The sequence below is a fragment of the Pseudomonas frederiksbergensis genome, from assembly GCF_003732665.1.
GTDB lineage: Bacteria > Pseudomonadota > Gammaproteobacteria > Pseudomonadales > Pseudomonadaceae > Aquipseudomonas > Aquipseudomonas frederiksbergensis_G.
The window spans coordinates 202,822-225,006 of the sequence record NZ_MOBP01000014.1; the positions used below are offsets into that span (position 1 = coordinate 202,822).

At 60.4% G+C, this 22,185-nt stretch carries 19 protein-coding genes; 9 read left to right on the plus strand and 10 right to left on the minus strand.

What is annotated here, in order from left to right; translation table 11 throughout:
* Positions 1 to 42: 42 nt before the first annotated feature.
* The 5 genes from BK665_RS22810 to BK665_RS22830 form a co-directional block, all read right to left on the minus strand.
* On the minus strand, positions 43 to 3,702 hold the full coding sequence (locus BK665_RS22810; protein ID WP_123408868.1) for a hypothetical protein: 3,660 nt from the start codon (positions 3,700 to 3,702) through the stop codon (positions 43 to 45).
* 234 nt (positions 3,703 to 3,936) lie between these two features.
* Positions 3,937 to 4,770 (minus strand): AraC family transcriptional regulator, encoded by an 834-nt coding sequence (locus BK665_RS22815; protein ID WP_123408869.1) that lies wholly within the window; start codon positions 4,768 to 4,770, stop codon positions 3,937 to 3,939.
* A 59-nt stretch (positions 4,771 to 4,829) separates the two neighbouring features.
* Entirely contained in the window at positions 4,830 to 7,238 is a 2,409-nt protein-coding gene (locus BK665_RS22820; RefSeq protein WP_123409009.1) for a TonB-dependent siderophore receptor, read from the minus strand.
* Between the two features lie 8 nt (positions 7,239 to 7,246).
* A complete protein-coding gene (locus tag BK665_RS22825; protein WP_123408870.1) occupies positions 7,247 to 8,230 on the minus strand; it encodes a FecR domain-containing protein in 984 nt (327 codons plus the stop codon).
* 3 nt (positions 8,231 to 8,233) lie between these two features.
* On the minus strand, positions 8,234 to 8,758 hold the full coding sequence (locus BK665_RS22830; protein WP_123408871.1) for a sigma-70 family RNA polymerase sigma factor: 525 nt from the start codon (positions 8,756 to 8,758) through the stop codon (positions 8,234 to 8,236).
* Positions 8,759 to 9,051: 293 nt separating this feature from the next.
* Between BK665_RS22830 and BK665_RS22835 the strand changes: the two genes are divergently transcribed.
* Positions 9,052 to 9,300 carry a transmembrane sensor/regulator PpyR gene (locus tag BK665_RS22835; protein ID WP_123408872.1) on the plus strand — a complete coding sequence of 83 codons (249 nt, stop codon included), beginning with the start codon at positions 9,052 to 9,054 and terminating at the stop codon, positions 9,298 to 9,300.
* Between the two features lie 110 nt (positions 9,301 to 9,410).
* The gene (locus BK665_RS35395) at positions 9,411 to 9,524 is read left to right on the plus strand and encodes a hypothetical protein (protein ID WP_375538947.1); all 114 of its coding nucleotides are present in this window, start codon (positions 9,411 to 9,413) and stop codon (positions 9,522 to 9,524) included.
* Between the two features lie 105 nt (positions 9,525 to 9,629).
* Here the strand turns inward: BK665_RS35395 and BK665_RS22840 are convergent, their stop codons facing one another.
* Positions 9,630 to 10,547, minus strand: a complete 918-nt coding sequence (locus BK665_RS22840; protein ID WP_123408873.1) for a LysR family transcriptional regulator — start codon at positions 10,545 to 10,547, stop codon at positions 9,630 to 9,632.
* Positions 10,548 to 10,662: 115 nt separating this feature from the next.
* Between BK665_RS22840 and BK665_RS22845 the strand changes: the two genes are divergently transcribed.
* The 5 genes from BK665_RS22845 (at position 10,663) to BK665_RS22865 (ending at position 15,706) form a co-directional block, all read left to right on the plus strand.
* On the plus strand, positions 10,663 to 11,505 hold the full coding sequence (locus BK665_RS22845) for an oxidoreductase (protein WP_123408874.1): 843 nt from the start codon (positions 10,663 to 10,665) through the stop codon (positions 11,503 to 11,505).
* A gap of 286 nt (positions 11,506 to 11,791) precedes the next feature.
* Complete coding sequence (locus BK665_RS22850) at positions 11,792 to 12,247, plus strand: (2Fe-2S)-binding protein (RefSeq protein WP_123408875.1); 456 nt, start codon at positions 11,792 to 11,794, stop codon at positions 12,245 to 12,247.
* Between the two features lie 25 nt (positions 12,248 to 12,272).
* A complete protein-coding gene (locus BK665_RS22855; protein ID WP_123408876.1) occupies positions 12,273 to 14,441 on the plus strand; it encodes a xanthine dehydrogenase family protein molybdopterin-binding subunit in 2,169 nt (722 codons plus the stop codon).
* Position 14,442: 1 nt separating this feature from the next.
* Entirely contained in the window at positions 14,443 to 15,024 is a 582-nt protein-coding gene (locus tag BK665_RS22860; RefSeq protein ID WP_123408877.1) for a hypothetical protein, read from the plus strand.
* A 73-nt stretch (positions 15,025 to 15,097) separates the two neighbouring features.
* Complete coding sequence (locus tag BK665_RS22865; protein ID WP_123408878.1) at positions 15,098 to 15,706, plus strand: GGDEF domain-containing protein; 609 nt, start codon at positions 15,098 to 15,100, stop codon at positions 15,704 to 15,706.
* Here BK665_RS22865 and BK665_RS22870 read toward each other — a convergent pair.
* Positions 15,653 to 16,939 carry an amidase gene (locus BK665_RS22870; protein ID WP_123408879.1) on the minus strand — a complete coding sequence of 429 codons (1,287 nt, stop codon included), beginning with the start codon at positions 16,937 to 16,939 and terminating at the stop codon, positions 15,653 to 15,655. The genes BK665_RS22865 and BK665_RS22870 overlap by 54 nt on opposite strands.
* Positions 16,936 to 17,361, minus strand: coding sequence for a VOC family protein (locus tag BK665_RS22875; RefSeq protein ID WP_123408880.1), 426 nt, complete (start codon positions 17,359 to 17,361; stop codon positions 16,936 to 16,938). The genes BK665_RS22870 and BK665_RS22875 overlap by 4 nt, the downstream gene beginning before the upstream one ends.
* A gap of 112 nt (positions 17,362 to 17,473) precedes the next feature.
* On the opposite strand from BK665_RS22875, the gene BK665_RS22880 reads away from it, so the two are divergent.
* Entirely contained in the window at positions 17,474 to 18,334 is an 861-nt protein-coding gene (locus tag BK665_RS22880; RefSeq protein ID WP_123408881.1) for a LysR family transcriptional regulator, read from the plus strand.
* A gap of 136 nt (positions 18,335 to 18,470) precedes the next feature.
* On the plus strand, positions 18,471 to 19,682 hold the full coding sequence (locus tag BK665_RS22885; RefSeq protein WP_185076601.1) for a hypothetical protein: 1,212 nt from the start codon (positions 18,471 to 18,473) through the stop codon (positions 19,680 to 19,682).
* Positions 19,683 to 19,758: 76 nt separating this feature from the next.
* On the opposite strand, the gene fabI is transcribed toward BK665_RS22885, so the two are convergent.
* Both fabI and BK665_RS22895 read right to left on the minus strand, forming a co-directional pair.
* On the minus strand, positions 19,759 to 20,553 hold the full coding sequence (fabI, locus tag BK665_RS22890; protein WP_054047522.1) for an enoyl-ACP reductase FabI: 795 nt from the start codon (positions 20,551 to 20,553) through the stop codon (positions 19,759 to 19,761).
* A gap of 21 nt (positions 20,554 to 20,574) precedes the next feature.
* Positions 20,575 to 22,185 (minus strand): ABC transporter ATP-binding protein, encoded by a 1,611-nt coding sequence (locus BK665_RS22895; RefSeq protein WP_123408883.1) that lies wholly within the window; start codon positions 22,183 to 22,185, stop codon positions 20,575 to 20,577.

A 22,185-nucleotide genomic window follows, 5' to 3' on the forward strand; every position in this document is an offset into this window, starting at 1 on the left:
GGCCCCGCAAAGAACACGGGGCGCGGACTCAGGTGTTAAGCGTCAGCGTATTCCGCTGAGCAAATCGACGGTCTCTCTTGGCAGAGGCGTAAATCGGCCGGCACGTAGTTGGCTGATAGCGTACAGCGCACTGGCAGTACGCCCATTGCCATCGCCAAAGGACTGGAATCCGATAACGGTTGCGAGCAAGTGCTTATCAAAATGTTGGTGGGCTGTATCCAGGGTTTTCAGATGCTGTTCCATCAAGGCAAAACCGGCGACGCTACTGCCATATTTCGATTCGAGGCCAACGCCGCGCACACGATCCACGTTAGTAAATATCAGCTTGCTGTGGACTTCGGTGATGACGCTCGGGTCCGTCAAGGATTTACTGTTGCCCGCGTATTCGCGCAGCACTGCAACAAAGTGGTCAAAGTCATTGGTTTGGGAAGTGGCCCCGTTCACCATCCACGCCCCGGCCCGCTGTGCCGGGTCCGTAAAGCCTTGGGGGTTGAAGACCTTTTCTGGCACGACCGCGTCATAAGGCGCCCTGCCCAAATCCATATTCAATATGTTCTGCTGATGGTTTTTGAGATAGGTGGCTTTCTTCGTCTCAAGCCTGGCAATGTCGGCCAATGTCTCGGCGTAATCACTCGCCGAGGTTGCGTTACTCGCGTAATTGGCAGGAAAAATCTTCATGGTTTCTGTCAGGACTTTATCGGCTGCTGCCTGGCCAATTAGCCCTGCAAGGTCTTGACCATGCTTATTCGCAAGTCCCACTTCTTTAGCGGCATTGTTGAACAGGTGCTGCCATTCGACAGGGTCTGCACCCTTTGGCAGGGCAATAGTTTTGTCACTCAGGCGCGTCAGCACCTCTTCGAGGGTGGTAATGCCGTCATTCTTGAACAACGCCCGCGCATGGGAAACGGTGTCCAGCGACATGCGGATCCGCGCGGCGGCACCGGTGTGGTCGAGGGCCCGCAGCAGGTTGTAGGAATGTGCGCCGGTCAGGCGATACAGCTGCGACCTGACAACCTGCGCTGCACCGAGCGCATGGCCGCCGAGTTTTATCGCGCCTCTGCCCACCAGTTTCAAACCGCCGTTGATCAGGGTCGGCACGCCCTCCAGCGGGTTCAACAGGGAAACGACGGTGCGTGTGCCAATCCTGGACGCGGACAACAACTTGGTGGCCAGGGACGCGCTCTTTCCAACAGCCTTGCCCACTTGCACCGGCACGCTGGCAAAGATGAAAGCAACCGCCGCCGCGTCCATCACGCAACTGGCGATGGCGTCCCGTTGCCTGGCCGGAACCCCTGAAGACAAGCCCTCGATGCATTCCTTGAACGGAATGATCAAATTGAGCAGCTTGTTAAAGATCACATCGAACTTTTCGGCGGCCAGCTCTTGTTCCGTGCTGTCACGGCCCATGTCCGCCAGTTCGCTCTCGGTCAGGAAGGGATGCTCCTTGGCGATCAAATCGCTGATGGCTTTTATGCGCTCGGCGTTGAAGTAAGCCATCGGTCTGTCGGAGTGAGTCGGATGCCAGGAACTGTCGAACTCACCGATCTTGCGCACGAATACCGAAGAGGTTGCATCACTGCGTGGCGCAGCGTTCTTGAAGTAGGCATCCAGATCCAATGGCGCATCCAGCAGGCTGTTGTCTTCGACGAAGTGGCTGCGCGTGCCGTCTTGATCGTAGGCAAACAGGTATTTTCCGACTTTCTCCCGCAGTTCCGGCGTGCTCCGGCATTCCGAGCGCAGCGGGAACAGTTCGAAACAGCGAACCAGCGTGCCTTGAAGTTCTGCGCAAATAATCACCCCGTAACGACCGGTTCGCTCCCGGGTCGCCTCGGGTATCGACCCGGCGTCGAAATGCTGTTTGTAGGCTTCTACGCGATAGATCGCCAAGCGCCCGTGTTCGATAAATTTCCTGTTGGATTGCGTAAGCTGCGACAACACATAGCGAATGGTGGTCGAGAGGCCGGCTATCAACTCGTTGTAGTGACTATGCACGGCGGTTTCGTACAAATCGGCCACCGGAAACAGGTCCTTGAGCCCCGGAAATTCCTGATAAATATCGCGGCCCCGGACACGCCCCCAGTCTTGCGAGTGAAGTTGGTCGCTCATGTACAGATCCAGCACCGACACTTCGCGTCCGGCACCGCCGCCAGAGCCCCGGTGCTTGACCAGCCGTTCATGTGGGTCGCAGGCCGGTTCGTTCGATGCCAGCTCTTTCAATGCGAGGGCTTTGCGCCGGGGAATGGGTTTGTTGATTGCATCCAGAGCGCTCGACAGGGTCTGGACGTGTTCGTTATAGGCCTTGATGCCTTGATTGATCGTTTCGAGGCGCAGTTCGCCGTTTGCGTCCCGTTGGATCAGGCCATTCATCAACGCCCACGTCACAACCGGGTCGATCCCCGCCAGGGCATGCAACTCGTTGAGTTGCGGGGTGAGCTCGGCGATCGGGCTGAAGCCCAGCATGTGTTCGTAGGTCATACGCCGGGCCGCACCGGGAACGACACTTTCGGCCAGGCCCACAGCCTGGCTCAGGATGACCCAGCCCGGGGTTCCGACCTTCAACGAAGGGGGCAGTTCGCGCACCAGATACGCCGGCGCCATCCCTGCCAACACCAGTTCGGCCACCAGAGGGGCGATGAGTTTGTGGAGCTTGCAGCGCTGAATCAGATGCGCTTCCAGGTCGCTGCGGATATCGGAAGGCAAGCGCTGGACATGGGCTGACGAGTAGAGCTTGAACCCGGCGAACGTTGTATTGGCGGTGTCGACGTCGGGATCGAGGTCCAGCAGCATGGCGGCGATCAGCAACTGATTGATCAACTGTTTCGACGGCTGGGGGCCGGATTCGTCGGCGAACCAACCCAGCGCGTCAATGTACTTCTGCCCGGTTTCATCCAGGAGGCCGGCGTCGCTGATCAGCCGTTGCAAGCGGTACTCGAGGCTTTGCGGTTGCTTGTCCGACCCTGCGTTTTCCAACACCAGCGATGCACCGAAGTATTCGGCCAGCGGCATTTCATTGCCGGTCAGTTGTGCGGTGATGCCACGAATAATTGCGCGGTTGTTCTCGGTGAGTGCGAAAGGTGAATCGGCTGGCGCGTCCAGCAGTTCCCAGTAGTTTTCCGTGTCCGGCATAACGGCGAAGTTGAGCAGGTCAATCAGCGCTTTGGTACTTTCTTCATCGGTGGGCAGTGGCAAGTTGTGGAAACGCAACCATTGGCCTACTGCAATCCGGTTATTGGAAGAGATAAATCCGCCGGTGATTCTGGCCATCTTTGCCAGTAACTCAAGATCCTGTGCGAACCCGTTAAGTTGATTGATATGAGGGGTGATGTCGATGCGTGCAAAGAAGTAGTTGGTGACAGATTCAGAGGCATTGCCTGGAAGAGCGGAAGAACTGATGTCTTCCCGGACGTAATAGAGTCGACTTTCCTGGTCAACATGGAAACTGGCCTGTTCGGGAATAAGCTGTTCGGCGCGGATGTTCATGAAGTCCGGCTGTCGGATCATTCGCGACAACACCAAGGCACTGCTTTGATGAACGGCATGGAGCGCGGAGCCGGGCACGCAGGAAACGGCCAGCAGGTCCCATGGCCACGCCAGCGTCTGGTGGATGTACTCATCACCCATGGCGTGTGTGAGCGCTTCGATAATCACCATTCGTTGGCGTTCGTCGCCGGAAGTCAGGGTGGCCTGTTCTTGCAATTGCATGATTGAAGTTCCATCTTCGAATGAATGAGAAGTTCCCTGACGGGCGGGAACTTGCTCGTCACGCTAAGGGAACTGAGGCGCGCTGTCTTTTTATCTATATGTCCACATATGTATAAAACAGGCGTGAGAAGAAGAGGGCGCCGGTTGGCGTGCCACGTCTATGGGGGAGTGTTTTATTGCAGTATGTATATTCGGAAGTTTGCCAGTGTTTCTTTTTATTGATGGCAGCCGATGTCAACTTCGATATTGCCCAGGCGTCGCCGCCAGATGCTGTTTGAATACCCGTTGAAAGTGCGCCTGATCGGCAAACCCGGCTTCAAGTGCCACATCGGCAATCAACTTGCCGCTGCGCAGCTGCTCCCGAGCGAACTGGATACGCCGGTTGAGCAAAAACGCATGGGGTGTCATGCCGTAATGCTGCTTGAACGCACGGATCAGGTAGGACGGCGACAACTGCGCCGCCGCGCAAATATCTTCCAGCTTGAGCAGTTGCGTGCAGTTATCGCGGATGTACTCGGCGGCCCGTTCCAGTTTGAAATTGGGCTCGCGCAGCGGTTGATCGCCGGGATTGAGGCGCTGTTGCACATCGGTGAAAAACTCCACCACCGCGCTGTGCTTGCGCAGCACATCCTGCTGGCCATCGACCAACACCTCATACAAACCCTTGAGCCCGGCAAACAGGCTGGCGTCGTGCAGATGAGTGATGGAAAACCGCCGGAACGCCTGCTCCTGACTGAACCCCAATTGATGCTGCAAGTCGGTCAGCCACGGCGTCTCGACGTAGAGCATCAGGTACGACCAGGGCTGGTCATCGATGGGGTTGCAGGCGTGGACGTCACCGGGGTTCATCAGCACCACCGTGCCGGCACTGACCTCGAACGCCGATTGCTCATGCACATACGTGCTGCGCCCCGCAGTGATCGCACCGATGGAAAAATGCGCGTGGGAATGCCGGGCATAACAGACGTCACGCCCATCAGCGATGGCCCGGGCCTCGATGAAGGGCAGGGCGTCGTCGCGCCAGAAACGCGGGGCTTTGTCGGCATCTTTGGCAACGGCGTGCTTCATCGTCGGTGTCCTGGGCGGGTCAGGCCCCGAGTGTATTAGCTCTTGCCGTCAAAGGCCCGCTAGAAATCCCACTGGGTCGTCACCTGCACACTTCGCGGCTCTCCATAAAACCCGGTGCCGAAATTGCCAAGCCCGGTGTAGTAGGTCTTGTCGAACAGGTTCTTCACGTTGAGCATCGCGCTCAGGTGTTCGTTGACGCGATAGCGCGTCATCACGTCCACCAGGTAATAACTCTGCTGAGTGATGCGCGCAGCGTGGCCGCTGCCGTTGGCGCTGGGCTGGAACACGTTGCCGAAGAATTCGCTCTGCCAGTTCACCCCAGCCCCGACCGTGAGTTTTTCCCAGGCACCAGGCAAGCGATAGGTGCTGAACACGCGCACCACTTGCGCCGGGGCGGTGGTTTGCAGCACAGAGCCGTAGACGTCATCGCCCTTGGTATCACGGGTGTGGTTGTAGGTGTAGCCGGCCGAGAGTTTCCAGCCTTCGCGCACTTCGCCGGCCAGCTCGAACTCGAAACCCTTGGTAGTCGCGCCTTGCACCGGGCGGTACACCGACTCGGTGTTGACGCCGCTGACGTACTCGGCGAGGTTGCCTTGTTCGATGCGGAACAGGGCGAACCGGGCGTTCAGCCGCCCGGCGAAATATTCAGCCTTGATCCCGGCTTCGTAGGCGTCGCCTTCTACCGGGTCGAGCAATCGGCCCGAGGCGTCTTTGCTCATTTGCGGCTGATAGATGTTGGTGTAGCTGGTGTACGCCGAGTAGGTGTCGTCGAGGTCGTAGATCAGCCCGGCGTAGGGCGTGACCACGCCGCTCTGGCGGTAACCGTCGCGCACATCCGGGGCGCTGAAGTAGTCGAGGTGATCGCTGCCCTTGAAGTCGCTGACCCGCGCGCCAAGGATCAGCGCCAGGTCAGCGCTGGGCTTCAGGCGCGTGGCCAGGTAGGCGCCGGTCTGGCGCTGGACGATGTCGTCGTTGCCGATCTGGGGGATGTCCGGTTTCGGGAATTCGCCGCGCCAATCGAAGATGCTGCCGTCCAGCGCCGGGTAGACCGAGCCGTGTACCGGGATGTCCTGGCGGGTGTTCATCGCCATGAAACCGGCGATCAACTCGTGCTCGCGCCCGAACAGACTGAACGGGCCGCTGAGGTTGACGTCGAGGTTGTCCTGCACCTCATCGCCCTTGAATTTACCCATGTACATGAACATGCCGTCGCCGCTGACCGGGTCCGGATTACCACCGCTGGCCGAGGCGAGAAAGGTGTCGTGCTGGCGGTGTTTGCGGTCGTAGCTGACCTTGAGTTTCCAGGCGTTGGCCAGTTGCTGTTCCAGCGAAGCAAAAAGCGTCTGGTTGCTGAAATCCCGGCGGCTCCAGTCGCTGGCCGGGTTGAACGAGCGGGAGAAGTGCGTGCGAGAACCGTCGCTGTAGAACATCGGGAAACCGGTCCAACTGGCGCCACGGGAACGGGTGTTTTGCTGATCGATGCCGAAGGTCAGCAGGGTGTCCGGGGTCAGGTCGGCTTCGAGGATGGCGTAGGCGATGTCCCGGGTGTTTTGGTAGTGATCGGCGTGGGCGCTGCGGTCCTGATGGACCCCGACCAAACGCCCGCGCAGCTTGCCGCTGTCGGTCAACGGGCCGGCGATATCGCCCTCGCTGCGGTAGCTGTCCCAGGAACCGACGCTGCCGCTGACCGAGGCCTTGAAGGTCGGGGTCGGGCGCTTGCGGATCAGGTTGACGGTGGCCGACGGATCGCCCGAACCGGTCATCAGGCCGGTGGCGCCCTTGATGATTTCCACGCGGTCGAAGGTCGCCATGTCGGTGCTGGTGGTGCCGTAATCGTAGACGCCGTCGTAGTCGGTATTTACCCCGTCGTACTGGAAATTGGTGATCGGCAGGCCGCGACTGGAAAACTCCCAGCGCTCGCTGTCGTAGTTCTGCACGCTGACACCGGGGGCGCGGCGCAGCACGTCGGCGATGTTGGTGCCGCCCTGGTCGTCCATTTGCTGGCGGGTGATGACCGTGACCGATTGTGGGGTTTGTCGCAATGACAGCGCCAGACCGGTGGCCGAGGAGGTCGAGCCGGTGGTGTAGGCGTGGGTGTCTTCGGTGACGGCGCCGAGGTTCAGGCCCGCGACAGTCGTGGCGTCCAGTTCAAGCGGGCCACCCGTGGTTCGCAGGACATAACCGCCGCCGACCTGGGGTTGCGCTTGCAGGCCGCTGCCCTGCAACAGGCGTTGCAAGGCTTGTTGTTCGGTGAAGTCGCCATTGAGCCCCGAGCTGATTTTGCCGCTGGCCAGGTCGTTGTGCCCGGCCAGGAAAATCCCGGCCTGTTCGGCGAAGCGGTTAAGCACGTTGACCAACGAACCGGCAGCGATCGCATAGTGGCGCTTCTGGCTGGCGGACTGCTCGCTGGCGGCCGGGGCGATGCCTGGCGCCAGGCTGATCAGCCCCGCCGCCAGCGCCAGTGCCATCGGCCGAATCACGCTTTCGGGCCGACGCTGACCCACCAGGCCATGGTCTTGTGCACCCGGATCGGCAGGGCCGCTTCCAGCAGGCGCAGGGCCTGATCGGTGTCTTTGAGCGGGAACGAACCCATCACCGGCAGCCCGGCGATGGCCGGATCGCAGGCCAGGTGCCCCGGCCGGTAGCGACTCAATTCCTCGATCAACTGCCCCAGCGGCAGGTTGTCCGCCAGCAGCACCCCACGGCGCCAGGCTTCGCGTCCTGCCGCTGCCGGCGTGGCGGCTGAAGTCTGATCCTCGGTGAACGCCAATTGCCGGCCCGCCTCGACGATGTGTACCTGGCCGCTCAACGTCCGGACTTCGACCGCGCCTTCGTAGACGTTCAACACCGTCTGGCGTTGGTCCTGACGCACGCTGAAACGCGTACCCAGCGCACGCATACGGCCTTGGGCGGTTTGTACCAGAAACGGTCTGCTGCGGTCTTTGGCGGTGTCGATCAACACTTCGCCGCAACGGAGCAGCAACAGCCGTTGCCCGGCATCGAAGCGCACGTTCAGCGCGCTCAGGGCGTTGAGCCAGATCCGGCTGCCGTCGGTGAGCAGGCTTTCCCGGGTTTCTCCAGTGCCGGTAGCCAGGTTGGCGGTCCAGCGGCCCAGCGCATCCGGCAACGGACTTTGCCGCCAGGCACCCCAGCCCAACAGACTGCCCGACGCCAGGATAAACAGCCCCTTGAGCGTCTGCCGGCGGTTGATCGGTGCGCGAGGGGTGTTGCGCAGCACATGGCTGGCCGCTTGAGGTTGATCATTGTGCAGCGCGGTGAAGCGTTGGCCGACCCGCTCGACGTAGCGCCAGGCTTGCTGATGCTCGCCACTTTTTGCCAGCCAGGCCTGCCAGCGCTCGCGGTCCTGTTCGCCGGCCTGTTGGTCGTGCAGTTGCACATACCATTGCGCCGCCTGTTCGAGGCTGGCGTGGCTGATGCTGTTCGAGGAAATGCCGGACATGGATTACTCGATCAGCAGGCCGTCGAGTTCGGCCTCGAGCAGCGCGCAATGCATCAACGCCTGGGCGAGGTATTTCTTCACCATGCGCTCGCACACGCCGATTTCCTCGGCGATGGCGCGGTAGGGCAGGCCATGCACCTGGGCCAGGATGAACGCATCGCGCACCCGCGCCGGCAACCGTTGCAGCATGGCGTCCACTTCATAGAGGGTTTCGACGATGATCGCCCGTTGCTCCGGCGACGGCTGCACGGCTTGAGGGCGAGCGGCGAGGGTGTCGAGCCAGGCTTGCTCCAGTTGGCGGCGGCGCCAGTGATCGATGCACAGACCCCGAGCGATGGTCGCCAGGTACGAGCGTTCACGGGTTTCGCAGTCGAAGGCGGGCGGACGCTTGAGCACCCGGATAAAGGTGTCATGGGCCAGGTCGGCGGCATCGAAGGCGTTGCTCAAGCGTCGACGCAGTAGCTCATGCAACCAGCGGTGATGCGCGAGGTAGAGGTTCTGAACGCAGGAGGAATCGGCGACCGTCATCGTGAGCACATGTCCATGGGCGACGTACGCCTTCAGTGCAAATAAGAATGGGTCGCGATTAAACCAAATGGTTTTGCTGTTCGCAAATGATATTGGTTTGCTTTTAGGCGGCGGAGCGGGGCAATGGGTTGCGTTGTAGTCACTATGACTGGGTTTTGAGTCATTAAGACCAACGCGGGCTTGAGTCATATTGACCGCATGGCAGCCAACCTGTTGATTTACCGACCTATAAATCCTGGCACGGGTTTTGGATTAGCCAACGTACAACTGAACGGCTTCAGGAGTACGGAAAAATGTTCGATTTCTTCAGCAATCCCCAGAACGTTCTGCGCCTGTCGAGCAAAGTGTTGGGCCTGGGCCTGACCCTGCTTTTAGTCGGCATCTACGGCGCCTACTTTTACGGCGGTCACTTGCCCATCGTAGCGCTGGTGTCGATGCACGCCATGACCATCATCGGTCCGACCTTGCTCAAAATCGGCTATGTGATGCGGCTGCTGGCCCAGCATCGGCTGAGCGTGCGCCCTGTCGCGGCAATGGCATAAAACACAACCTTGTAGGAGCAAGGCTTGCCCGCGAAGGCGGTGTGTCAGCCGACATCAATGCTGGCTGACACACCGCCTTCGCGGGCAAGCCTCGCTCCTACGGGAGGTTTGTGTCGATGCACGCCTTGACCATCATCGGCCCGACCTTGCTCAAAATCGGCTATGTGATGCGGTTGCTGGCCCAGCATCGGCTGAGCGTCTGCCCTGTCGCGGCAATGGCATAAAGCGCAAACCTGTGGGAGCGGGCTTGCTCGCGAAAGCGGTGTACCAGCCGCCATCAATGGTGCCTGACACTCCGCTTTCGCGAGCAAGCCCGCTCCCACAAGGGGTCAGCGTCCAAGGCCGCCTCGCTCGGCGATCCAACCCGTCGCCATATCGATAAACGCCCGCAGTTTCGGCTGGGTCTGAGTGCGGCTGGGGAAGTACAGGTACAGTCCTGAACTCAACGGCACAAACGGTTGCAGTACCCGTTGCAGGCGTCCATCCGCCAACTCGTCGGCAATTTCCAGGTCGCAGGCATACGCCAGGCCCAAGCCATCCCGGGCCGCTGCCACCAGCAACTTACGGTCATTGACGATCACGCCGCCCGCGACCCCCACGGTAAAGTCGCGCCCGTCCCGGCGAAACTCCCAACGATGGGCATTGCCCGAGGTGGAAAAGCGAAAGCCGATGCATTCATGCCCGGTCAGGGCTTCTGGACTGGCGGGTTGGCCGGCCCTGGCAAAATACGTTGGGGAACCCACCACCGACCATTGCAAGTCCGGGGTCAGGCGCACGGCGACCATATCCTTCTCGATGGACTCGCCGAGGCGAATCCCGGCATCGAAGCCCCCGGTCATCAGGTCCACCGTGGCGTCGTCCAGGGAAATATCCAGGGTGACCTGCGGATAGGCCTGGCGAAACAACGGGATCAGCGGCTCGATCAGCAGGGCGCCGGACAACCGAGGCGCGGTGATGCGCAAGGTGCCCATGGGTTGATCGCGAAAGCCGCTGAGCACCGCCAGCGCCTCATCGATTTCACTGGCCGCCGGGCGCAAGCGGGCGAACAGGCTGGCGCCAGCCTCGGTCAACGCCACGCGCCGGGTGGTGCGCTGGAATAAAAGCACCCCTGTGCGCCGCTCCAGCAACTTGATGGCGTGGCTGACAGCCGTGGGCGTGACGGTCAGGCGGGTGGCGGCGAGGGTGAAGCTTTTGTGCTCGGCCACCGCGAGGAATTCGGTCAAGCCGTCGAACGGATCATGGTTCATGCAAAGAGCGCCATTATGAAAGAGCGTTTCATAGTGCTTGTAGCACGAGGGCATTTTTCCCGGCAATCTTCCTGCGTACCTTGGGCACATCCCCCACCCACACAAGGTATCGATCATGAGCACTTCTTCTTTCAAACGTGTCTGGCTGGTCACCGGTGCTTCCCGTGGCATCGGCGCCAAAATCGTCGCCGCGGCCCTGGCCAACGGTGATGCCGTGGTCGCGACAGCCCGGGACGCCAGCACGATCATCCAGCGTTTCGGCGACCAGCCGGGCCTGCTCGCCGCCACGCTCGACGTGACCAACGAAGCCCAGGGCGCGGCGGTGGCCAAGGCCGCCATCGAACAATTCGGCCGCATCGACGTGCTGGTCAACAACGCCGGTTTCGGTTTGCTCGGGGCGGTGGAAGAGGCGAGCAGTGATGAGATCAAGCGACTCTACGAAACCAACGTCTTCGGCCTGCTGAATGTCACTCGCGGCGTATTGCCGTACATGCGCGCCGCCCGCAGCGGGCATGTGATCAACATCTCGTCGGTGGGCGGCTTCCAGTCGGCGCCGGGTTATGGCGTGTATTGCTCGACCAAGTTCGCCGTCGAAGCGTTGAGCGAAGCCTTGCACGGTGAGCTGGCCCCGCTGGGGGTGAAGGTGACCGTGGTCGAACCGGGCTACTTCCGCACGGACTTCCTCGACACCAACTCCCTGGTCGAATCCCCGGAAACCATTGCCGACTACGCTCCGACGGCCGGTGAAGTGCGCAAACTGGCCAAGGCTGTGAACCAGCAGCAACCGGGCGACCCGGAGAAACTGGCCCAGGCGATGATCACCCTGGTCGAGTCCGACAACCCGCCACTGCGCTTGCCCCTGGGCACGGATTCGGTGCGTTACATCCAGGCGAAGACCGAGTTCGTCACCGGTGAATTGAACACCTGGCGCACCCTGTCAGAGTCCACCGATTTCTAACCCACCCCAGCAATCCCCTGTGGGAGCGGGCTTGCTCGCGAAAGCGGCTTAACATTCAACATAACTGTTGCCTGATACTCCGCCTTCGCGAGCAAGCCCGCTCCCACAAGGGATCTTCAGGGGCCAGGGATATGTGACCGGCGGTCGCAGAAGCTGGCCCGCTGGTCAATCTGCGCTTAGCTGTATGGATAACCCGAGGCGCGCGTAGATCCGCCGACCCCGTAGGGTGTGGTGGTCTCAGTAATCCGCCCCCTTCAGAACACCGTGAGTCTGAGGAAGATCCGCCATGCTGACCCTGAATATCAATGGCAAGGACCAGGCGCTGGATGTCCCCGCGGACATGCCGCTGCTGTGGGTCTTGCGCGATGTCGCGCACCTGACCGGGACCAAGTTCGGTTGCGGCATGGCGCAGTGCGGTGCCTGCACCGTGCATGTCGACGGCGCGCCGCTGCGTTCCTGCATCACCCCGGCCACCGCCGTGGCCAACGGGCAAAAGATCCTCACCATCGAAGGCCTGTCCACCGACGGTTCGCACCCGGTGCAACAAGCCTGGGCCGAACTCGACGTGGTGCAGTGCGGTTACTGCCAGTCGGGGCAGATCATGTCCGCCGCCGCGTTGCTGGCGAAAATCCCCAAACCCACCGACGACGATATCGACCAGGCGCTGTCCGGCAATATCTGCCGCTGCGGCACCTACCCACGGATTCGTGCGGCAGTGAAACGCGCCGCCGAAATCGGTTGATGCTCCATCGATGGGAGTCAGTTCAATGAACAGCCTCAATCCTGTTTCACGTCGCGGTTTTCTCAAGGGCAGCGCCATGCTTGGCGGTGGGCTGGTGGTGGCGTTTGTCATCCCCGGCGGTCATCGCTTCGCCATGGGGGCGGAGAACCAGGGCAACGCCTTCGCGCCCAATGCCTTCCTGCGCATCAGCAACGACAACATCGTCACCATCCTGCTTGGCCATTCGGAAATGGGCCAGGGCATCTGGACCGGCCTGACCATGCTGATTGCCGAAGAACTGGACGCCGACTGGTCGAAAATCCGCGTCGAACATTCCCCGGCCTCGGCCAAGGATTACGGTTTGGCCGGATTTGGCGACATGCAAATCACTGGCGGCTCGACTTCAACCTGGATGGAGTTCGACCGCTATCGCCAGGCCGGTGCCGCCGCGCGCCTGATGCTGATCGACGCCGCCGCCAAGCGCTTCAACGTTGCACCGTCCGAGATTCGCACCGAGCCGGGCGTGGTCATCGCCGGCGACAAACGCGCCACCTACGGCGAACTGGCGGATGACGCCGGCAAGCTGCCGGTGCCGGATCCGGCCTCGATCAAATTCAAGGAGGCCAAGGACTGGAAGATCATCGGCAAACCGACCCCTCGCCTCGATACCCCGGAGAAAATCACTGGCCGCGCCAAATTCGGCATGGACGTGCAGTTCGATGGCTTGATGACCGCCATGGTCGCCCGGCCGCCGGTATTCGGCGGCAGCGTCAAATCCTTCGAAGGCGCCGAGGCGCTGGCGGTGCCCGGCGTGCACAAAGTGGTGCAAGTGCCCACGGGCGTGGCGGTGATTGCCGATCATTACTGGGCGGCGAAACTGGGGCGCGATGCGCTGAAAATCGATTGGGATCTGGGGCCGAACACCGGTCTCGACAGCGTGAAGTTGCTGGAAAGCTTTCGCCAACTCGCCGCCACCCCCGGGATGCCGGCCAGCCAGGCCGGGGACACCGCTGCGACGCTGAAAAAAGCGGCGAAAACCATCGATGTCGAATACAGCGTGCCGTACCTGGCCCACGCGCCGATGGAACCGCTCAATTGCACGGTGAAAATCACCACGGACAAATGCGAAATCTGGACCGGCACCCAATTCCAGACCCTCGATCAGATGGTCGCGGGCAAGATCACCGGGCTCAAACCCGAACAGGTGCAAATCCACACCGAATTCCTCGGCGGCGGTTTCGGTCGCCGGGCCAATCCAACCTCGGATTTTGTCGCCGAAGCGGTGCAAGTGGCCAAAGCTGCGGGCGTGCCGGTGAAAACCGTGTGGTCCCGGGAGGACGACATTCGCGGCGGTTATTACCGCTCGATGTTCCTGCATCAAGCCAATATTGGCCTGGACGCCGACGGCATGCCCCTGGCCTGGAAGCATGTGATGGTCGGCCAGTCGATCATGGACGGCACTGCGTTCGCCGCGACCATGGTCAAGGACGGCATCGACAAGACCTCGGTCGAAGGCGTCGCCGACAGTCCCTACATCGAAAAACTGGCCAATCATCAGGTCGAACTGCACTCACCGAAGACCGGCATCAGCGTGTTGTGGCTGCGTTCGGTGGGGCACAGCCATAACGCGTTTGTCATGGAGTCGTTGATCGACGAATTGGCCGAAGCGGCGGGCAAGGATCCGGTGGAATACCGACGAACCCTGCTCAAGGAGCATCCACGGCATCTCGGCGTGCTGAATCTGGCGGTGGAGAAGGCCAATTGGGACGCGCCGCTGCCGGACGGCCACGCCTTGGGTGTGGCGGTGCATGAGTCGTTTGGCAGCTATGTGGCGCATGTTGCGGAAGTGTCCGAGGACAACCTGAAAATTCGCGTGCACCGGGTGGTGTGCGCGGTGGATTGCGGGATTGCGGTCAACCCGCAGAGCATCGCGGCGCAGATGGAATCCTGCGTCACCTTCGGCCTCGGTTTTGCCCTGCGCAGCAAACTGACCTTCAAGGACGGCCAGGTGGTGCAGTCCAACTATCACGACTATCAGGTGCTGCGCCTGAACGAAATGCCGGTGGTGGAGGTGCACATCGTGCCCAGCACCGACAAACCCGGCGGTATCGGCGAGGCCGGTGTACCGCCCGTGGCGCCGGCGGTGGCCAACGCGGTGTTCGCCCTGACCGGGCAACGCCTGCGCGAACTGCCGCTGCAACTGTCGGGGGTGTGACATGAGACGACATTTGATCCTTGGTGCGGTGGTGTTGGTGGGCCTGACCGGCTACGCCTCGGACCTGTTTGCGGCGGACAATCAGGCTGCGCTGGAAGCCTTCGGCACCGTGCAGAAGGTGTTCCAGAGCCCGCGCTGCCAGAACTGCCACATTCCCGGCGATTCGCCGTTGCAGTTCGACGCCGGTACGCCGCACATGATGAACGTGGTGCGCGGCATGGACGGCAAGGGCGCCGCCGGTTTGCCCTGCGCCACCTGCCACGCGGAAAACAACCCGCCGGCCAGCTACGGCCCTCACGCGCCGCCGGGCGCGCCCCATTGGAGCCTGCCGCCGGCCTCGCACAAAATGGCCTGGATCGGCCTGCCACCGGACAAACTCTGCGCTTTGATCAAGGACCGTTCCAGCAATGGCGACCGGGATTTCGCTGCGCTGATCAAGCACGTCAGCGACGACAAACTGGTGCTCTGGGGCTGGAATCCGGGCGGTAACCGGGCACCGGTGCCAGTGCCCCACGACATCTTTGTCACGCAATTCAAGCTCTGGGCTGACGCCGGAGGACCGTGCCCGGTGGCGGGCATCTGACCAACGGCGGGTTAATTAGGAGTCAAACCGGGTCTGTGCGGCTCTAACGTACATACCCCCACAGGAGTGAAACATGCTGGTTCCAGGCAAACCGATCAAACCGGGCACTTGCGCAGACACCTTGCACGGCCCGGACACCGCACTGCAGGAGCGCGAATTGCTGCGCGACCTGGCCCGCCAGGCCGAGCAGGAACTGACGGCAGTGCAAGTGGCGAGCATGGATGAATTGACGCTGCTGCCCAATCATCACGGCTTCGAGGCCCTGGCCCAACGGGGGCTGGATGCGTGCTTGCAGCTCGGCAAACCGGCGACTTTGCTGTTTTTCGACCTCGATAATTTCAAACACATCAACTACCTGTACGGCCGCGCCGAAGGCGACGATGCCTTGAAGACCTTTGCCGATGTGCTGCGGATCGCTTTTCGCGAAAGCGACGTGATCGGGCGCATGGGCAGCGATGAATTCGCCGCGTTGCTGACCGGCAGCAATGGCGTGGAGATTCCGGCGATCCGCGCGCGGCTCGAAGAAATGCTCGACGAGCGCAACGCCACGGTGCATCGCGGGTATGACATCCGTTTCAGTGTCACCCAACTCGAATTTCACCCCGCGCAGCACCAATCCGCGGAAGGTTTATTGGCGGCGATCAGCGAACAAGTCGGCGGCCACCCGTTCGGCCACTCGTAACAGCGAGCCGTCCTGCCTGAACCGGCCGATCATCTGCACACCCATCGGCAACAACCCTTCGGCCCGTGGCAGGGGGATATTCACCTGCGGCCAGCCAAACGCACCCCAGAACTTGATGAAGTCCGATGGCCCGGTGTTCTCGGCGCTGTCCTCCGCCAGGGGCGCGAGCATGCCGCAGTTGGGGGCGAGGATGGCGTCGAAGGGCTGGCACAGTTGGTTCAGGCGCGGTGCGAGCGCGGCCAGTCGGGCCTTGGCGGCGGTTTCCTGATCCCAAGTGGTGGCGGCGGCGCGATCGAACATCGCCAGTATCGAGGGGCTCAACAGGGGGCGGTGTTGTTCAAACTCTTTCGCCAGCGAACGGGCGCCTTCACAATCGTTGATGGTCAGGTGATCGTCGAACACCCCGGCGAATTTATCCGGCAGTTTGAGTTCGCTGACCTGGTGACCGGCGTGGCGCAGCTGTTCAACGGCCTGTTCCAGCGCTTCGGCCACCTCGGGTTGTACCTGATCCCAGCGCGGCGTACGGCAGAAGCCCAGGTGCAGTGGGCGTTGCGGTGCTTCAGGCAGTTCGAAACCCGGAATCAACACCCGCGCCACCAGGCCCAAGTCCCGCACCGAGCGGCCATACCAGCCCACGGTGTCGAAACTCGGCGCCAGGGGTTTCACGCCTTCCAGCGACACCAGCCCGAACGATGGCTTGAATGCCAATAAACCGCAGTAAGCCGCTGGTTTGAGCAGCGAACCAGCGGTTTGTGTGCCCAACGCAATCGCAAAGAAATCCGCCGCCATCCCCGCCGCCGAACCGGCGCTGGAACTGCCCGGCGTGCGCGCCAGGTCATGGGGGTTGCGGGTCGGACCGGTGCGCATGTAGGCAAATTCGGTGGTGTGGGTCTTGCCCATGATCAGCGCGCCGGCCTGGCGCAGCAGGGTCACGACATGGGCATCCCGGGACGGCTGGTGGTCGGCGTAGATCGGCGAAAAGAACTGTGTGGGATGGTCGGCGCTGTCGAGGATGTCCTTGATGCCCACTGGCACTCCCGCGAGCAAGCCCCGGCCCTCATTTAACGAGGCTTGCAGGCGCACTTGCAGCGGTTTGAACGAGGCGAAGGCCTGGACGTCCGGTTCCAGCGCTTCAATGCGCTCAAGGAAACCATCGGCGATGTCCGCGACGGTCGTCTCGCCATTCTTGACCGCTTCACTGATGGCCGTGGCATCCAGTGCGGCGCGGATCATTTGGCGAACAACTGGCTGATGTCCTTGAACGCCTTGAACTCCAGCGCATTGCCGCAGGGATCGAACAGAAACATCGTCGCTTGCTCGCCCACCAGTCCCTGAAAACGAATCCCCGGCTCAATCACGAACTTCGTACCCAGGCCTTGCAGACGCTCGGCCAGGGCTTCCCATTGCGCCATGCCCAGCACCACGCCGAAGTGCGGCACCGGCACGTTATGGCCGTCCACGGCGTTGGTGTGGGCGGCTTCTTGCGAGGCGTTCTTTGGCGCCAGGTGAATCACCAGTTGATGACCGAAAAAATTGAAATCCACCCAGTGATCGCTGGAACGGCCTTCTTCCAGGCCAAACACTGCGCCATAAAAACTGCGTGCGGCCGCCAGGTCATACACCGGAATGGCGAGGTGGAAAGGGGAGAGCTGCATGGGGTCATCCTCAACGGTGGAAAGTTGCAGTCGAGTTTAGTCCTGTGCTTTTCGATTAAAAGACGATAATTTTTGCGTCGAGCTCAAATTATTTCGATCAATGGTGGCGCCGATGCTGCGGGAACTGAAAACCTTTATCGCGGTGACCCGCTACGGCACCTTTGCGGCGGCGGGCATGCACATCGGCCTCACACAATCGGCGGTCAGCGCGCAGATTCGCAATCTGGAACAGGCCCTGGGCATCCGCCTGTTCGACCGCACCGGGCGCCAGGCGCTGCTCAACGCGGCGGGGCAACGGGCGTTGCCGATGGCCCGGGAGATGCTGGAAACCTTTGCCCGGATGGCCGTCAGTGATGACGTCAGTGAGTATCGCGGCGAACTGAAGATCGGCGCAGTGGCCACGGTGCAGACCGGTTTGCTGCCCCAGGCGTTGTTGCGCTTGCGGCAGCAGGCACCGTTGCTTGAGCCGAAACTGGTGCCGGGGGTGTCGCTGAACCTGTTGAGTCAGGTGGACACCGGCGAAGTGGATTTGGCGATCCTGATCAAGCCGCCGTTCGAACTGCCCAAGGAGTTGTCGGCGCAGATTATCCGCAAGGAGCCGTTCGTGCTGATCGTACCGGCGGAGCTGGAAGGTGATGATCCATTGCAGATACTCGCCGAGCATCCTCACGTGCGCTACGACCGTAATTCGTTTGGTGGGCGTTTGGTGACGCGGTTCCTGCGGGAGCAGCAGATTGAGGTCAAGGTCGGGCTGGAGCTGGATGAGCTGGAAGCGATTGTGAAAATGGTTGAGTGCGGGTTGGGGGTTTCGCTGCTGCCGGAGGCGGGGTTGTGGGTGGAGCATGGGGCGAAAGTCAGGGTGATTGCCTTGGGTGACCTGACGTTTTACCGGGAAATCGTGTTGTTGCAGCGCTATAGCCAGCGGATGCAGCCAATTCAGCAGTTGTTTGCCCGGTGCCTCCTGCCCACCTGAAATCAACCGGTAGTTGGCTCTTGAAGACATAACATTGGCTCGTAATGGTACTGGAACTGATATTTATGACAGGTGTGGAACATGCGTAGGTAGAGCAATAGTTGCCAGGACAAGCAAACTGAAAAGGATGTTTAAAATGTCAACGCATAATGATCAAGCGCTCACAGCAACGCCGGGTGATCTGGATCCTGAGTTCGGGCAAAACGGTACTTATCCAGTCCCTAGTTTCAGTGGCTCATTCAGAGGGCTCCTCGAAGATGACGAAGGCCGCTTTGTTTATACCTATTGGGAATCTGGAGAGTGTGTATTAGGCCGTGGGTCGGAAGACGGAACTCCTGATACTGGATTTGGACAGGGAGGTTATACACGATGGGCATTTCACCCTGGCAAGGAATCAATACCCGCTCAGTTACTCCGAGCAGACAATGGAAAAATCCTCCTTGTCGGTGCCGTTAGAACCGAAATAGAAAGGTCGCAAGCAGCCATTACGCGGTTCAACGCGAACGGTAGTCCGGACCTGATTTTCGGTAATGTGATTTTGCCTTTCCCTGCAGAGGGCAACATTACTTCGGATTTTCCGACGGGATGTCTTCAGGCCGATGGCAAGATTCTATTAGCTCAACAGTACTACAGGATTGGCGATGGTTTCAGGGCCATCGTGGTCCGTCGACTTTTAGCTGACGGCCAGGCGGATATGAGCTTTGGTGAGGGTCGTGGATTTATCGAAGTGCGGTTTAAAGACCAGAATTCATCATTAACAAGCTTGGCGGTTTTGCCGGACGATAAAATTCTGGTTGGCGGTCAAATTAGCCGAGCAAGTAATAATACAGCGGATATGGCTGTAGCCCGTTTTCTTCCAAGTGGAGACTTGGATGTAACCTTTGGCAATTCAGGTTGTTGGGAGTTGAAGGCGGGCTATTCGGGTATGCAGAAAATGATTGTTCATAAAGACAAAATAATCTGTGCGGGCAATGTAAGCCAGGTAAAAGGTTTTGCAATGGCCATGGCAAGAGTGACAGTGGAGGGGGTCTTTGATCCAGACTTTAATGGTGGCGAACTGTTGACGATTAATATTCCATCTGATTGGCCGTGGTATAGCGTTTCGGCCGATGCAGTCAATGTACAGTCGGATGAGAAAATCGTTGTGGCGGGGGCCGCAGGTCAGACTTCTGCTTTCTGGCTTCGCCTCCTGCCTAAAGGAGCCCTTGATATGACATTCGGTAATAGGGGTATTGGAACTTACAATCAGGTCCGACGGTTGGGAGCCGCCATTGTATTGGATGCCAGTCAGCGAATTGTTATCGCGCTGGATACACGGCCCCCGCTGATAGTGGGTGTTCTCGGCTGACTGTTCTGTACCGATATTCATTAGTGCAAAAAAAACCCGCCAGTCTCGGCGGGTTTTTTCAGGCGCTAACCAAAGATCACTCTTCGATATTGCCCATCGCAGTGGTGTTGAAACCACCGTCTACGTACATGATTTCGCCGCTGATGCCGGACGCCAGGTCCGAGCACAGGAAGGCGCCGGCGTTGCCGACTTCGTCGATGGTGACGTTACGACGCAGCGGGGTTTGCGCTTCGTTGGCGGCCAGCATTTTGCGGAAGTTCTTGATGCCGGAAGCGGCGAGGGTGCGGATCGGGCCAGCCGATACGGCGTTGACGCGGGTGCCTTCCGGGCCCAGGGAGCCGGCCAGGTAACGAACGCCCGCTTCCAGGGAGGCCTTGGCCATGCCCATCACGTTGTAGTTCGGCATGGTGCGCTCGGCACCCAGGTACGACAGGGTCAGCAGGCTGCCATTGCGGCCTTTCATCATTTCGCGGCCAGCCTTGGCCAGGGCCACGAAGCTGTAGGCGCTGATGTCGTGAGCGATGCGGAAACCTTCACGGGTGGTGGCTTCGGTGAAGTCGCCGTCCAGTTGGTCGCCCGGGGCGAAGCCGACGGAGTGAACGATCACGTCCAGGCCATCCCACTTCTTGCTCAATTCTTCGAAGACCTTGGCGATTTCTTCATCGCTGGCCACGTCGCACGGGAAGCACAGCTCGGGGCTCGAGCCCCAGCCTTGTGCGAATTCTTCAACACGACCTTTCAGTTTGTCGTTCTGATAAGTGAAGGCAAGCTCAGCGCCCTCGCGATGCATGGCGGCAGCGATGCCGGATGCGATGGACAGCTTGCTGGCGACACCGACGATCAGTACGCGCTTACCGGCGAGAAAACCCATGTGTTGCTCCTCTCTTTCAGGTTATTGCGCAGTGGCTGGTGCCAGGAAAGCGGCTTCCAGCAACTGCTGTGTATACGGATGTTGGGGGGCGGCAAAGATACTTTGCGCGTCTCCCTGTTCGACCACTTGGCCATGCTTGACCACCATCAACTGGTGGCTCAGCGCTTTGACGACAGCCAGGTCATGGCTGATAAACAGATACGTCAGGTTGTACTTGGTTTGCAGTGACCGCAAAAGCTCCACCACTTGGCGCTGCACTGTCCGGTCGAGGGCCGACGTCGGCTCGTCCAGCAGGATCAGCGCCGGTTTTAGCACTAATGCCCGGGCAATGGCGATTCTCTGCCGTTGCCCGCCGGAAAATTCGTGGGGGTAGCGGTTCCGGCTTTCCGGGTCCAGGCCTACCTCCTTCAATGCCGCAATAATCGCTTGTTCCTGTTCCGCTTCGGTGCCCATCTTGTGGATCCGCAGGCCTTCGCCGACGATCTGGCTCACGCACATCCGCGGGCTCAGGCTGCCGAACGGGTCCTGGAACACCACCTGCATCTCCCGGCGCAACGGTCGAACCTCGCCCTGCGTCAGGCAGTCTAGCTGTTTGCCTTCAAAACGGATGCCGCCCTGGCTACCGATCAGCCGCAAAATCGCCAAACCCAATGTCGATTTGCCGGAACCGCTTTCTCCCACGATCCCCAAGGTCTGGCCCTGGGGCAGGGTGAAGTTGATGCCGTCTACCGCTTTGACGTAATCCACCGTGGTTTTCAAGAAGCCTTTCTTGATCGGGAACCAGACTTTCAGGTCCTCGACTTGCAGCAATGGCGGGCCAATCACGTTGGTTGCCGGCTTGCCGCTGGGCTCCGCTGCCAGCAGTTCCCGAGTGTACGGATGCTGCGGCGCGCGGAACAACTCTTCGCACGATGCCTGTTCGACGATGCAACCGCGCTGCATGACACATACGCGATGCGCAATTCTTCGCACAAGGTTCAAATCGTGACTGATCAGTAGCAGCGACATGCCCAATCTGGCTTGCAGTTCCTTGAGCAATTCGAGGATTTTCAGCTGAACGGTCACGTCCAGAGCGGTGGTCGGTTCATCGGCAATCAGCAGCTCCGGCTCGTTGGCCAGGGCCATGGCGATCATCACCCGCTGGCGCTGGCCGCCCGATAACTCATGGGGCAAAGCTTTGAGGCGCTTGTGCGGCTCGGGGATGCCGACCATCTCCAGCAGTTCCAAAGTGCGCTTGGTCGCCACTTTACCGACCAGACCCTTGTGGATGCCCAGCACTTCGTTGATCTGCTTCTCGATCGAGTGCAGCGGATTGAGCGAGGTCATCGGCTCCTGGAAGATCATCGCGATCCGGTTGCCGCGGATGTGGCGAATGGTTTTCTCTTTCAGGCTCAGCAGGTCTTGCCCGGAATACTCGATGGTGCCGGACGGGTGCCGGGCCAGCGGGTAGGGCAGCAGGCGCAGGATCGAGTGGGCGGTCACCGATTTGCCGGAGCCACTTTCGCCGACCAGGGCCAGGGTTTCACCGCGCTTGATATCGAAGCTCACGCCTTCGACCACCCGCTGACAGCGTTCGCCGACAACGAATTCGACGGCGAGGTCGCGCACTTCGATCAGATTGTCCTGATTCAT

Excerpts from the sequence above, each read along its gene's own strand:
- BK665_RS22810 (WP_123408868.1), bottom strand. The coding sequence starts at position 3,702 with ATGCAATTGCAAGAACAGGCCACCCTGACTTCCGGCGACGAACGCCAA.
- BK665_RS22815 (WP_123408869.1), bottom strand. The coding sequence starts at position 4,770 with ATGAAGCACGCCGTTGCCAAAGATGCCGACAAAGCCCCGCGTTTCTGG.
- BK665_RS22820 (WP_123409009.1), bottom strand. The coding sequence starts at position 7,238 with ATGGCACTGGCGCTGGCGGCGGGGCTGATCAGCCTGGCGCCAGGCATC.
- BK665_RS22825 (WP_123408870.1), bottom strand. The coding sequence starts at position 8,230 with ATGTCCGGCATTTCCTCGAACAGCATCAGCCACGCCAGCCTCGAACAG.
- BK665_RS22830 (WP_123408871.1), bottom strand. The coding sequence starts at position 8,758 with ATGACGGTCGCCGATTCCTCCTGCGTTCAGAACCTCTACCTCGCGCAT.
- BK665_RS22835 (WP_123408872.1), top strand. The coding sequence starts at position 9,052 with ATGTTCGATTTCTTCAGCAATCCCCAGAACGTTCTGCGCCTGTCGAGC.
- BK665_RS22840 (WP_123408873.1), bottom strand. The coding sequence starts at position 10,547 with ATGAACCATGATCCGTTCGACGGCTTGACCGAATTCCTCGCGGTGGCC.
- BK665_RS22845 (WP_123408874.1), top strand. The coding sequence starts at position 10,663 with ATGAGCACTTCTTCTTTCAAACGTGTCTGGCTGGTCACCGGTGCTTCC.
- BK665_RS22850 (WP_123408875.1), top strand. The coding sequence starts at position 11,792 with ATGCTGACCCTGAATATCAATGGCAAGGACCAGGCGCTGGATGTCCCC.
- BK665_RS22855 (WP_123408876.1), top strand. The coding sequence starts at position 12,273 with ATGAACAGCCTCAATCCTGTTTCACGTCGCGGTTTTCTCAAGGGCAGC.
- BK665_RS22860 (WP_123408877.1), top strand. The coding sequence starts at position 14,443 with ATGAGACGACATTTGATCCTTGGTGCGGTGGTGTTGGTGGGCCTGACC.
- BK665_RS22865 (WP_123408878.1), top strand. The coding sequence starts at position 15,098 with ATGCTGGTTCCAGGCAAACCGATCAAACCGGGCACTTGCGCAGACACC.
- BK665_RS22870 (WP_123408879.1), bottom strand. The coding sequence starts at position 16,939 with ATGATCCGCGCCGCACTGGATGCCACGGCCATCAGTGAAGCGGTCAAG.
- BK665_RS22875 (WP_123408880.1), bottom strand. The coding sequence starts at position 17,361 with ATGCAGCTCTCCCCTTTCCACCTCGCCATTCCGGTGTATGACCTGGCG.
- BK665_RS22880 (WP_123408881.1), top strand. The coding sequence starts at position 17,474 with ATGCTGCGGGAACTGAAAACCTTTATCGCGGTGACCCGCTACGGCACC.
- BK665_RS22885 (WP_185076601.1), top strand. The coding sequence starts at position 18,471 with ATGTCAACGCATAATGATCAAGCGCTCACAGCAACGCCGGGTGATCTG.
- fabI (WP_054047522.1), bottom strand. The coding sequence starts at position 20,553 with ATGGGTTTTCTCGCCGGTAAGCGCGTACTGATCGTCGGTGTCGCCAGC.
- BK665_RS22895 (WP_123408883.1), bottom strand. The coding sequence starts at position 22,185 with ATGAATCAGGACAATCTGATCGAAGTGCGCGACCTCGCCGTCGAATTC.